We start from the raw sequence: 12,102 nt of genomic DNA on the forward strand, positions 1-12,102 counted from the left end.
GAATATTTTTTATCGGGAATCTAACAATAAGTAAGAGTATTCTTCATTAAATATGAATTGGTACTAAATATTGTTTTCATGCTTATAAAGTGGTACTTTGAATAATACATAATCATTAGAGGAGGACTTATTTATGAAGCGTATAGGCGTTTTAACGAGTGGTGGAGATTCCCCAGGGATGAATGCTGCTATTCGTGCGGTTGTTCGTAAAGCGATATTCCATGATATTGAGGTGTATGGTATCTACTATGGTTACTCTGGTTTAATTTCTGGTGATATCAAAAAGCTTGAAATAGGTTCTGTAGGTGATATTATTCATCGTGGTGGAACGATGCTATATACAGCTCGATGTGAAGAATTTAGAACGGAAGAAGGTCAAGAAAAAGCAATTCAACAGTTAAATAAATTCGGTATAGAAGGGTTAGTCGTTATCGGTGGCGATGGATCATTCCGTGGAGCAGAGAAGCTTACTCAACATGGTTTCCCTACTATAGGTGTACCGGGAACAATAGATAATGATATACCTGGAACAGATTTTACAATCGGCTTTGATACAGCACTAAATACGATTATCGATGCGATTGATAAAATTCGTGATACAGCAACTTCGCATGAAAGAACATGTGTCGTAGAGGTAATGGGGCGTGATGCGGGTGATCTAGCACTTTGGGCTGGACTTGCTGATGGTGCTGAGACGATTTTAGTTCCAGAGGAAAGCTATGACATGGAGCAAATTATAAGTAGATTAGAACGTGGACATAAACGTGGTAAGAAACACAGTATTATTGTTGTTGCAGAAGGTGTAGAAAGTGGATTTGAATTCAGTAAGAAAATACAAGATGCAACCGGTCTAGATACAAGAGTTACTGTACTAGGGCACATTCAACGTGGAGGTTCTCCAACAGCGTTTGACCGAGTTCTTGCAAGTAGACTAGGGGCAAAAGCGGTAGAGCTTTTACTTGAAGGGAAAGCTGGAAGAACAGTAGGAATTGAATGTAACAAACTAGTGGATCATGATATAGATGAAATTTTAAATGTTAATCATACGATTGATAAGAAAATGTACCAACTTTCACAAGAACTTTCAATATAATAAGGTATTATAAAAGTAGTAGTTAATACAGGAATGTATGACATTAGGAGGAAATGATGAGAAAGACAAAAATTGTATGTACAATCGGGCCGGCAAGTGAAACACCAGAGATTTTAGTGGAGTTAATTGAGGCAGGTATGAATGTTGCTAGACTTAACTTCTCTCACGGTAACTTTGAAGAGCATGGGAAAAGAATAATTAATATTAGAGAAGCATCAAGAAAAACAGGTAAGCCTGTAGCGATCCTTCTTGATACGAAAGGTCCTGAAATTCGCACGCAAACGCTAAAGGAAGGTGCGATAGAACTACAACAGGGCGAAGAGCTAATTATTTCTATGGAAGAGGTAATCGGTGATAAAGAAAGAATATCTGTTACATATCCAGGACTTGTAAATGACGTTCAAGTTGGCTCAAAAATTTTATTAGATGATGGCTTAATTGGGCTAGAAGTAATTGAAATAGAAGACAAGCAACTTAGAACGAAAATTTTAAATAGTGGCACACTTAAAGATAAAAAAGGTGTTAATATCCCAAATGTTATTGTTAATCTTCCTGGGATTACAGATAAAGATGCAGAAGATATTAAATTTGGGATTGAGCAAGGAGTGGACTTTATTGCTGCATCCTTTGTTAGAAGAGCGACTGATGTACTAGAAATACGTGAGTTATTAGATAGTAATAACGGAGCTTCTATTCACATTATCCCTAAAATTGAAAATCAAGAAGGTGTCGATAATATCGACGAAATTCTAGAAGTTTCTGATGGTTTAATGGTAGCAAGAGGAGACTTAGGAGTGGAAATCCCTGCAGAAGAGGTTCCGCTTGTACAAAAGGATTTAATTAAAAAGTGTAACACAGCGGCTAAGCCTGTCATTACAGCTACACAAATGCTTGATTCAATGCAACGTAACCCTAGACCGACTAGAGCAGAAGCTAGTGATGTAGCCAATGCGATCTTCGATGGAACTGATGCTATCATGCTATCTGGTGAAACTGCGGCAGGGGATTACCCAATTGAGGCTGTTCAAACAATGAGTAACATTGCTGCTCGTACAGAGCAGGCTTTAAATTATAAAGAAATTTTGTCCAAGCATACAAAAGAGAGCAGAACATCGATTACAAATTCGATTAGTCAAGCAGTTGCACACACAGCCTTTAATTTACATGCAGCTGCTATAGTGACAGCGACTGAAAGTGGTTATACAGCGCGTGTTACTGCTAAATACCGCCCTAAGTCACCGGTACTTGCTGTGACAAGTTCTGAGAAAGTTATTCGTCAATTAATGCTCGTCTGGGGTGTTATTCCTGAACTAGGAATGGAAGCGACAACTACCGATGAAATGTTAGAAGTAGCTGTATCGTCATCTCTTAAATCTGGTCATGTTAAGCATGGTGATTTAATTGTCATTACTGCAGGTGTACCAGTAGGTGAAACAGGTACCACAAACTTACTGAAAGTACATGTTATTGGAGAAGTTATTGCAAGAGGACAAGGTATAGGAAGAAGAACAGCGACTGGGAAAGTTGTTATTGGTAAAACAGCAGAGGAAGCTAACTCGAAAGTAGAAGAAGGGGATGTTCTAGTTACGTATAGTACTGATAAAGATATGGTCCCTGCATTTGAAAGGGCTGCAGCTGTCATTACTGTTGAAGGTGGGCTTACTTCTCATGCGGCAGTCGTTGGCTTAAATTTAGGAAAACCAGTAATTGTTGGGGTTGAGCAAGCTCTAGAGCTATTCGAGGATGGAGAAGAGGTTACTGTAGACAGTACTCGTGGCGATATTTATCGTGGACATGCGAGTGTATTATAGTATTAATGAGAGTATTACTTCTTGTTAATTTGTATATTTCACTTTTGCTAATAGATATGTTTATGTTTTAATATAAAGAAGGGAGATGACTCCCTTCTTTTTTGTAATTTTATTTTAATAACGCAGTGAAGGAGAATTAAATGTTCCGTATTCTGTTATTATTAATTATTATTGTTCCTGCTGTTGAGATGCTTGTTTTAATCTTAGCGGGAAATGTAATTGGCGTGTGGCCTACTATATTTCTAGTTGTTTTTACTGGTGTTCTAGGAGCGTGGTTAGCGAAAAGGGAAGGCTTGAATGCGCTTCGTGTCGCTCAGCTTCAGACACAACAAGGAGAATTACCAAGTGGTGTTATCCTTGATGGTATTTGTATTCTTATCGGGGGAGTTGTCTTACTAACTCCTGGATTTATAACTGACTTCATAGGGTTCTATCTGTTAATTCCTCAGACTAGAGGGACTGTGAAAGCTCTGATGAAAAAGATTTTAGAGAAAATAATACAAAAGGGTAATTTTGTTTATGTTTCACGTCGTTAATAATGAATGTAGCCTGGACATAAATGTCCAGGCTTTTCTATTCGGAGCTATCTCAACAGGACGTACTCTACTACTCCTACATTGGAAGTACTATTTAGGAATACTTTTAACAAGTAGCTTCTCCAAAAATGCTTCGGACTTATTCTGAGGAGAAAATTATTTTTTCAATATAAAGTCTCTCATATCGTGAAAGACCTTAGCTCTGTAAAGTGTTCGAAGGAAAACGAGAAAGGCAGGTCCTAACATTAATCCTAAAAGTCCAAATAGTTGAAAGCCAACAAAAAGAGCTAGTAGCATTGCTAAGGGGTCTACACCAATATTTTGAGATAATATCTTAGGCTCCATTACTTGTCTTTGGATGACAACGATGCCGTATAAAATCGATAACCCAATTGTCAGTGTATGCTGTTCTGCAAAAAACGTATAAATAATCCAAGGTATAAAGATTAAGCCAGTCCCTAAATAGGGAATTAAATCAACAACCGCAATACTAATAGCAATTGTAATTGGATAATCTACACCTATGATTAGCAATCCACTAAGTACGATGACACAAGTGATTGAAATGAGTGTAAGTTGTGCAAACATATAGCCAAACATAGCTCTCTTTAAATCATGCATCACACGTGAAATACTTGTAGCTACTTTTTCAGGAGTTACTTTAATTAAATAACCTCTTAGACGATACCAATCTTTACTAATAAAAAACGTCGCCATAAAGGAAAAGATAATCACTGTTGCAAGGTTCGGCAAGGAAAGCAATAAATCTGAAAGGCCATTAAATAAATGTTGGATCCCTGTACCGATGTTAGAAGCTAATTGTGAGCTGAACGTTTGAACATAATTCATAATAGTCGATTGTTGCTCTACTTCAAGATTGTTAAAAACTCGAATGAACTGTTCATACAATGGCATAAGAGTCGTGATGAAAAACACGTCTAAGTAATTCATGAGTTTTTTTATATGAAGAGGTAGAGTGGTAGCTAAATAATTAGAACCGGAAATCACTTCTGCAATGAGTAGTGTTACTAGAGCTGTTAACACGGTAAAAGCAATTGCTAGTGTCAAAAGAACAGCTATCGCCCGTTTCAGTTTAAATGAGTTTTCTAAAAAGTTCACGATAGGGTTTATTAAAAACGCTAATGCAAGTCCTAATATAAAAGGGTATATAACTGCTGTCACATAATAGGAAGTTAGAATGAGTATACTAATTATGGCAAGCATAAGTGTAATTCTTATAAAAATCATCAGAGCTTCTTTATTCATTTTTCACCTCCTAAGTAATAAGAAAGGACAAACTCCTTAGTATTACTCTATGATGGATGAGAAAAAAGATGAGTTAATAAATTGTTATAATTAACTGTTGTATAATAGTTTTTGAAAACTCTATTCTATTATGAAACATAGATTAATATGATAAAGTATGGTATGATTACAGTAACTAAATGCATATGTGGAAGGAAAGGACTTTTAACTTGATCTCTAGTGCGACAGTGTTTATGTTAATTCTTTTAGCGATCAGTTTACTTGCAAAGAATCAATCCCTTATGGTCGCGGTACTTGTCTTATTGGTTATTAAATGGGTAGGTATTGGAGATAAGTTGTTCCCTTTAATTCAACAAAAAGGAATAAATTGGGGAGTTACTATCATTACAATAGCTGTTCTCGTACCTATTGTTACTGGAGATATCGGTTTAAAACACCTTACTGAAGCAATGAAATCCTCTTATGCTTGGATTGCCCTGGCATCGGGGATTTTAGTTGCGATAATTGCTGCAAATGGGATTGATTTATTACAAAATGACCCGCATATTACAGCTGCACTCGTTTTCGGGACAATATTAGCAGTAGCACTGTTTAACGGTGTAGCCGTAGGTCCGTTAATTGGGGCAGGAATTGCCTATTTATCAATGAGAGTTGTTCAATTTATAAGTTCAATGGGTGGATAAGTAACCATCCAGCACTAATTTTTCTGAAAATTATGAGTAGTTGCATTTTTTCTACTTTAGAATGTTTATTCTTAAAAACGTTCACAAAAGTTTAAAATATGTTTATAATTAAGTTGATTGAAACATCCTTCCTACATAACGTGTCTTTTAGAGAGAAATGTAAGCATTTTCTTTTCTTTTTTGTTGAAATGATATTATTATTATTAATTGGGTAAAGGAGAGGTTGAAATGAGTACAACTAAAGGTCTTGAGGGTATCGTAGCAACTACATCAAGTGTTAGTTCGATTATTGATAGTGTTTTAACGTACCAAGGATACAACATTGATGACTTAGCTGATAATGCTAGCTTTGAAGAGGTTATTTTCTTACTATGGAATGGTCGTCTTCCTAAGCAAGATGAACTAACTGAATTAACAAAGCAATTAGCAGTTAATTCAGAGGTTCCAAAAGAAATCTTTGAACAAATGAAATCGTATCCAAACGATAAGGTTCACCCAATGGCAGCTCTTCGTACAGCTGTTTCTAGCTTAGCGTTATATGATGAAAATGCTGATGAGTTAAATGAAGAGGAAAACAAGAGTAAAGCAATTCGCCTACAAGCGAAAATGCCTACAATTGTAGCTGGTTTCTCTCGCATTCGTGAAGGGAAAGAACCAGTAGCACCTCGCAGTGACTTAGGAGTAGCAGCAAACTTTTTATACATGCTTAATGGTGAAGAGCCGGACGAGATTTCTGTAAATGCAATTGACAAGGCGTTAGTATTACATGCTGACCATGAGTTAAATGCATCTACATTTACTGCTCGCGTCTGTGTGGCTACTTTATCTGATATGTATTCTGGAATCACAGCGGCTATTGGTGCATTAAAAGGACCATTACATGGTGGTGCTAATGAAGCTGTTATGGCAATGCTTATGGATATCGGTGATGTTGACAATGTTGATTCATACATTCGTCGTGCACTGGATAATAAAGTAAAAATCATGGGCTTCGGTCATCGTGTGTACAAAGATGGAGACCCACGTGCAAAACACTTACGTGAAATGTCTAAGCAGTTAACAACAATTACTGGTGAACCTAAGTGGTATGATATGTCTATCAAAATTGATGAGATGGTATCAGGTGAAAAAGGTTTATTACCAAATGTTGATTTCTATTCTGCTAGCGTATACCATAGTTTAGGTATCAAGCATGACCTATTCACACCTATTTTTGCTGTAAGTCGTACATCAGGTTGGTTAGCTCATATTCTAGAACAATATAGCAACAACCGTTTAATCAGACCACGTGCTGAGTATGTTGGTCCTGATAAGCAAGTGTATGTACCAATCGAGCAAAGATAATAATAATTGAGTGCTAAGGAGGGGAAACCCTCCTTGTACATATTTTTCTTATTTATTCATTCTTAGTTAGGGAGGAATTTTAGTATGGCAAATGCAGAAGTTATTAAAGTTAACAATGGAGTACTTGATGTACCCAACAACCCGGTGATTCCTTATATTGAAGGTGACGGAATTGGTCCTGATATTTGGGCAGCTGCTTCACGCGTATTAGATGCTGCAGTAGAAAAAGCATATAATGGTGAGAAGAAAATCGAGTGGAAAGAAATTCTTGTTGGTGAAAAAGCATTTAACCAAACAGGTGAGTGGTTACCAGAAGAATCTTTAGACGCTATCCGCGAATATTTAATCGCAATTAAAGGACCTTTAACTACACCAATCGGTGGAGGAATTCGTTCTTTAAACGTAGCATTACGTCAAAAGCTTGATCTATACACTTGCTTACGTCCTGTACGTTATTTCACTGGTGTTCCATCTCCAGTAAAAAAACCAGAAGATACTGATATGGTTATTTTCCGTGAAAATACTGAAGATATTTATGCTGGTATTGAGTATCAAGAAGGATCTGATGAAGCTAAGAAATTGATCGCTTTCCTTCAAAATGAAATGGGAGTTAAAAACATCCGTTTCCCTGAAACTTCTGGATTAGGAATTAAGCCAATTTCTAAAGAAGGTACTGAGCGTCTTGTTCGTGCTGCTATTCAGTATGCAATTGACAACGGGCGTAAGAGCGTAACTCTTGTTCACAAAGGAAACATCATGAAATTTACTGAAGGTGCTTTCAAGAACTGGGGTTATGAATTAGCAGAGCGTGAGTTTGGCGAAAAAGTATTTACTTGGGCTCAGTATGATGAAATGGTTGAACGTGATGGTAAAGATGCAGCTAACAAAGCACAAGCTGATGCTGAAGCAGCTGGTAAAATCATCATCAAAGATTCAATTGCTGATATCTTCTTACAACAAATCTTAACTCGTCCCAATGAGTTCGATGTAGTTGCTACTATGAACTTAAATGGTGATTATATTTCTGATGCTCTTGCTGCACAAGTTGGTGGTATTGGAATTGCTCCAGGAGCAAACATTAACTATGATACAGGACATGCTATCTTTGAAGCAACTCATGGTACAGCACCAAAGTATGCTGGACTTGATAAAGTAAATCCTTCATCAGTATTACTATCTGGTGAGTTATTACTTCGTCACCTTGGTTGGATTGAAGCTGCTGACCTAATTATGGGTTCAATGGATAAAACGATCGCTAGCAAGGTTGTAACTTATGATTTCGCTCGTCTTATGGACAACGCGACAGAAGTTAAATGTTCAGAATTCGCTGATGAACTAATTAAAAACCTATAATTTTCTAAAACTTGCAGTGGGAGTGGATGAAGGTGGCAATTAAACGTAGAAAAGTATCTGTTATTGGTGGAGGATTCACTGGTGCTACTACAGCATTAATGGTAGCTCAAAAAGAGCTTGGTGACGTAGTACTTGTTGATATTCCACAAATGGAAGGTCCTACTAAAGGTAAAGCGTTAGATATGCTTGAATCAGCACCTATACAAGGCGTCGACTCTACCATCATTGGTACTTCTAGCTATGAGGATACTGCTGGTTCTGATGTTGTTATCATTACAGCAGGTATTGCTCGTAAGCCTGGAATGAGCCGTGATGATTTAGTAAACACAAATGCCGGAATTATGAAGGCTGTAACGAATGAAATCGTTAAACACTCGCCTGATTGTTACATCATCGTACTTACAAACCCTGCAGATGCAATGACGTATACAGTATTCAAGGAGTCTGGATTCCCGAAGAACCGTGTAATCGGACAATCGGGAGTTCTAGATTCTGCTCGTTTCCGTACGTTTGTTGCTCAAGAGCTTAATATATCAGTTGAAGATATAACTGGTTTCGTATTAGGTGGACATGGCGATGACATGGTACCTCTAGTACGCTATTCATATGCTGGAGGAATACCATTAGAAAAGCTAATTCCACAAGAACGTTTAGATGCAATTGTGGAACGTACTCGTAAAGGTGGCGGTGAAATAGTTGGACTTCTTGGAAACGGAAGTGCCTATTATGCGCCAGCAGCTGCCCTAACACAAATGGCTGAAGCTATTCTTAAAGATAAGAAGCGTATTCTTCCAACTATCGCTTACTTAGAAGGAGAATATGGTTACAATGATATCTATGTTGGAGTACCAACAATCCTTGGTGGAGATGGTATTGAAAAAGTAATCGAGCTTGACTTAACTGAGTCAGAAAAAACTGAATTAGCTAAATCTGTAGAATCAGTTCGTAGTGTGATGAGTGCATTACCATAAGACGTATAATAAAGAACAGAGGATGATGAGAAACTCATCCTCTGTTCTTTTCTGTGTTAAGAAACTTATTAATATGGTCTTATAGTATAGACATCTTAGTTTGATATAAATCGTCAACTAAAGCTAATAAAAATGGTTTATTCTTTTCTGTAGGTGATAGACTCTGTATTTCTGTTCAAAGCAATGTGCTATAATAACAAAAAAAGAACTACATATAGTATGTTAGGCTAACTATACGTAGAAATTAGACAAATTGGGGAAAAACATTGTTGTAACCGTTCAAATATTATCTTTGAAAAATTTATTTTCAAAGCAACAATGGAGGATGTTTATGTCTCAAAGGATTTTAGTGGTAGATGACGAAGAATCAATTGTAACCTTAATTCAATTCAATTTAGAACAGGCAGGCTATGACGTAACAACAGCAATGGATGGAGTTACTGCTTTGAACTTGGCTCAAACGAAAGGCTTTGACTTAATTGTGTTAGATTTAATGATTCCAGAAATGGATGGATTAGATGTATGTAAACAATTGCGTTTAAACAAAGTCATGACTCCTATATTAATGTTAACAGCTAAGGATGAAGAGTTTGACAAAGTACTAGGTCTAGAGCTAGGTGCAGATGATTATATGACTAAACCATTTAGTCCAAGAGAAGTAGTTGCTAGAATTCGAGCTATATTACGCCGAGTTGGACAAGCTCAACAAGTAGATAAAGAAAAAGAAATTACAAGCTCATTACTTCAAATAGGGGAAGTAATAATTCATGCTGATAACTATGAAGTATTGTATAAAAATCAAGCCCTTGATTTAACACCAAAGGAATTTGAGTTGCTTCTTTATCTAGCGAATCATAAAGGGAGAGTATTAACTAGGGACCAACTATTAAATGCTGTTTGGAATTATGAATTTGTTGGTGATACAAGAATAGTTGATGTTCATATAAGCCATCTTCGAGAAAAAATAGAACCGAATACAAGAAAGCCTATTTATATTAAAACGGTACGAGGATTAGGGTATAAGTTGGAGGAGCCTAATCTAGATGTCTAAATACCGCTTTAGATTAATTGCTTCCGTACTATCAATTACATTATTAGTTTTAAGCGGACTCGGATTAATTATAGGACAACTATTTAAGGATTTTTATTTTGAACAGTTAACAAATAGAATGGACAAAGAAGCTAAATTAGCAGGCTATACAGTGATTGACCATTTAAATGACCATCTAGCTATACAAGAGCAAACGTTGGTTATTAGTGAAAAACTAGATGCAAGAGTAACGATTATTTTAGAAGATGGTACGGTCATTGGGGAATCTGCTAAAGATCCAGACTTGCTTGATAATCATCTCGATCGTCCAGAAATAAAAGCGGTATTAGATGGTAAAAAAGAGCTTTCGATTAGATATAGTGAAACAGTAAAAGCTGAGTTACTTTATATTGCTGTTCCTTTGATAAATAGTGTAGGAGACTTATACGGATATTTACGTTTAGGAATTCCAATAGAAGAATTAAATCACATGAGTCAAAAAATTTGGGGATTGTTAATCTTCAGTTTCACTATTGCCTTCGGTGTAATCGTACTGGTGACTTATCGAGTTGCTAATCAGATGGTCCGTCCAATTGAGGAAGCAACAAAGGTTGCAAATGAATTAGCTGAAGGAAATTTCCATGCTCGAACAATAGTTGGACGGAAAGATGAAGTTGGGCAGTTAAGTCGTTCAATTAATGTCTTGGCGAAAAACCTAGACCAAGTGACAAAGCGCAATCAAGTTCAAAAAGAAAGATTAGAAACATTAATAGAAAACATGGGAAGTGGACTAATTCTCATTAGTACTCGTGGAGAAATTACGTTAATTAACCGTTATTGTAAAGAGATTTTTCAAGAAAATACAGATCTATGGTTAAATCATATTTATCATGATGTGCTTCAATATAAAGAAGTTACGAAAATTGTTCAAGATATATTTATTACTGAAAAAGGACAGCGCAGACAAATAAAACTGCCTATTAATATCGAGATACGTTATTTTGACGTTCATGGTGCACCAATTATTAGAAATGAAAAATTAAAAGGCATCGCCTTAGTTTTTCATGACATCACTGAATTGAAAAAACTTGAACAAGTACGTAAAGATTTTGTTGCGAATGTTTCGCACGAACTGAAAACACCAGTCACTTCGATTAAAGGTTTCACGGAAACTTTACTAGATGGTGCGAAGGACAGTCCTGATTTAAGTAATAAATTCCTTACGATTATTTCGAAGGAAAGTGAACGGTTGGAGAGTTTAATTAGCGATTTATTAGAATTATCTCGAATCGAACAGCAGTATTTTACTTTGAATTGGCAACCGACGAATTTAGCTAAAATTGTGGAAGAGGCAGTCCAAGTACTTCAGCATAAATCAGAGGAGAAAGAGATAGCTTTATCCTATAATTCAGAAGGTGAAACAATAGTTGATGGAGATTCAGTTCGAATAAAGCAGATAGCAATAAACTTAATCAATAATAGTATTATGTATACTCCTGCGAGAGGGAAAGTGGCTGTGTCGGTTAAAGAAAGTAGTAATAAAGTAATCGTCAAAGTTGAAGATACCGGGATTGGAATTAGTGAAACAGAGCTACCGCGAATATTTGAACGATTTTACCGAGTAGATAGAGCAAGAAGTAGAAATTCAGGTGGAACAGGATTAGGACTTGCGATCGTTAAGCATTTGGTAGAAGCACATGATGGAAGAATTTTAGTAACGAGTACGGTAGGGGAAGGAACAACTTTTACAATTATCTTTAATAAAAAAAGAGTGTAGGATGGACCTTTACAATAACTTCATATTAGCTTTATTTTACGTTAACAATATAAAGTTATAATAAATTAGAACGGTTTCATCGTGCAATGGTAACCAGCCTATTAGTATTTCATCACAAGTAGGTAGTTTACCTAATTGTTACTATCCCCTTGATAGACGAAGCATTTGCTTTCGTCTATTTTTTTTTGTATTAGTGAAAGTTAGGAAATTAAATCAAATGGCTATAATCCTCAAGCGA

10 protein-coding genes are annotated in these 12,102 nt (G+C 36.3%); 9 read left to right on the top strand and 1 reads right to left on the bottom strand.

Features of this window, described 5'->3' with window-relative positions; all coding sequences use genetic code 11:
- Positions 1 to 133: 133 nt before the first annotated feature.
- The 3 genes from pfkA to CD003_RS18435 all read left to right on the top strand — a co-directional run bounded on the left by pfkA (position 134) and on the right by CD003_RS18435 (position 3,440).
- Positions 134 to 1,093, top strand: a complete 960-nt coding sequence (pfkA, locus tag CD003_RS18425; RefSeq protein ID WP_096202706.1) for a 6-phosphofructokinase — start codon at positions 134 to 136, stop codon at positions 1,091 to 1,093.
- 56 nt (positions 1,094 to 1,149) lie between these two features.
- Complete coding sequence (gene pyk / locus CD003_RS18430) at positions 1,150 to 2,904, top strand: pyruvate kinase (RefSeq protein WP_096202707.1); 1,755 nt, start codon at positions 1,150 to 1,152, stop codon at positions 2,902 to 2,904.
- Positions 2,905 to 3,044: 140 nt separating this feature from the next.
- On the top strand, positions 3,045 to 3,440 hold the full coding sequence (locus tag CD003_RS18435) for an FxsA family protein (protein WP_096202708.1): 396 nt from the start codon (positions 3,045 to 3,047) through the stop codon (positions 3,438 to 3,440).
- Positions 3,441 to 3,596: 156 nt separating this feature from the next.
- Here CD003_RS18435 and ytvI read toward each other — a convergent pair whose 3' ends face one another.
- Entirely contained in the window at positions 3,597 to 4,706 is a 1,110-nt protein-coding gene (gene ytvI / locus CD003_RS18440) for a sporulation integral membrane protein YtvI (RefSeq protein WP_096202709.1), read from the bottom strand.
- A gap of 185 nt (positions 4,707 to 4,891) precedes the next feature.
- On the opposite strand from ytvI, the gene CD003_RS18445 reads away from it, so the two are divergent.
- From CD003_RS18445 to pnpS, 6 genes are all read left to right on the top strand, one after another.
- The gene (locus CD003_RS18445; protein WP_373558587.1) at positions 4,892 to 5,389 is read left to right on the top strand and encodes a DUF441 domain-containing protein; all 498 of its coding nucleotides are present in this window, start codon (positions 4,892 to 4,894) and stop codon (positions 5,387 to 5,389) included.
- A gap of 228 nt (positions 5,390 to 5,617) precedes the next feature.
- Entirely contained in the window at positions 5,618 to 6,733 is a 1,116-nt protein-coding gene (citZ, locus tag CD003_RS18450; RefSeq protein ID WP_096202711.1) for a citrate synthase, read from the top strand.
- 84 nt (positions 6,734 to 6,817) lie between these two features.
- A complete protein-coding gene (icd, locus tag CD003_RS18455; protein WP_096202712.1) occupies positions 6,818 to 8,086 on the top strand; it encodes an NADP-dependent isocitrate dehydrogenase in 1,269 nt (422 codons plus the stop codon).
- Positions 8,087 to 8,118: 32 nt separating this feature from the next.
- Positions 8,119 to 9,057, top strand: coding sequence for a malate dehydrogenase (gene mdh / locus CD003_RS18460; protein ID WP_096202713.1), 939 nt, complete (start codon positions 8,119 to 8,121; stop codon positions 9,055 to 9,057).
- Between the two features lie 331 nt (positions 9,058 to 9,388).
- On the top strand, positions 9,389 to 10,108 hold the full coding sequence (locus tag CD003_RS18465; RefSeq protein WP_096202714.1) for a response regulator transcription factor: 720 nt from the start codon (positions 9,389 to 9,391) through the stop codon (positions 10,106 to 10,108).
- Complete coding sequence (gene pnpS, locus CD003_RS18470; protein WP_096202715.1) at positions 10,101 to 11,864, top strand: two-component system histidine kinase PnpS; 1,764 nt, start codon at positions 10,101 to 10,103, stop codon at positions 11,862 to 11,864. The genes CD003_RS18465 and pnpS overlap by 8 nt, the downstream gene beginning before the upstream one ends.
- Positions 11,865 to 12,102: the final 238 nt, after the last annotated feature.

The sequence above is a fragment of the Bacillus sp. FJAT-45350 genome (assembly GCF_002335805.1).
In the GTDB taxonomy this organism is placed as follows: domain Bacteria; phylum Bacillota; class Bacilli; order Bacillales; family NISU01; genus FJAT-45350.

Excerpts from the sequence above, each read along its gene's own strand:
- ytvI (WP_096202709.1), bottom strand. The coding sequence starts at position 4,706 with ATGAATAAAGAAGCTCTGATGATTTTTATAAGAATTACACTTATGCTT.
- CD003_RS18445 (WP_373558587.1), top strand. The coding sequence starts at position 4,892 with ATGTGGAAGGAAAGGACTTTTAACTTGATCTCTAGTGCGACAGTGTTT.
- CD003_RS18435 (WP_096202708.1), top strand. The coding sequence starts at position 3,045 with ATGTTCCGTATTCTGTTATTATTAATTATTATTGTTCCTGCTGTTGAG.
- icd (WP_096202712.1), top strand. The coding sequence starts at position 6,818 with ATGGCAAATGCAGAAGTTATTAAAGTTAACAATGGAGTACTTGATGTA.
- CD003_RS18465 (WP_096202714.1), top strand. The coding sequence starts at position 9,389 with ATGTCTCAAAGGATTTTAGTGGTAGATGACGAAGAATCAATTGTAACC.
- pyk (WP_096202707.1), top strand. The coding sequence starts at position 1,150 with ATGAGAAAGACAAAAATTGTATGTACAATCGGGCCGGCAAGTGAAACA.
- pfkA (WP_096202706.1), top strand. The coding sequence starts at position 134 with ATGAAGCGTATAGGCGTTTTAACGAGTGGTGGAGATTCCCCAGGGATG.
- citZ (WP_096202711.1), top strand. The coding sequence starts at position 5,618 with ATGAGTACAACTAAAGGTCTTGAGGGTATCGTAGCAACTACATCAAGT.
- pnpS (WP_096202715.1), top strand. The coding sequence starts at position 10,101 with ATGTCTAAATACCGCTTTAGATTAATTGCTTCCGTACTATCAATTACA.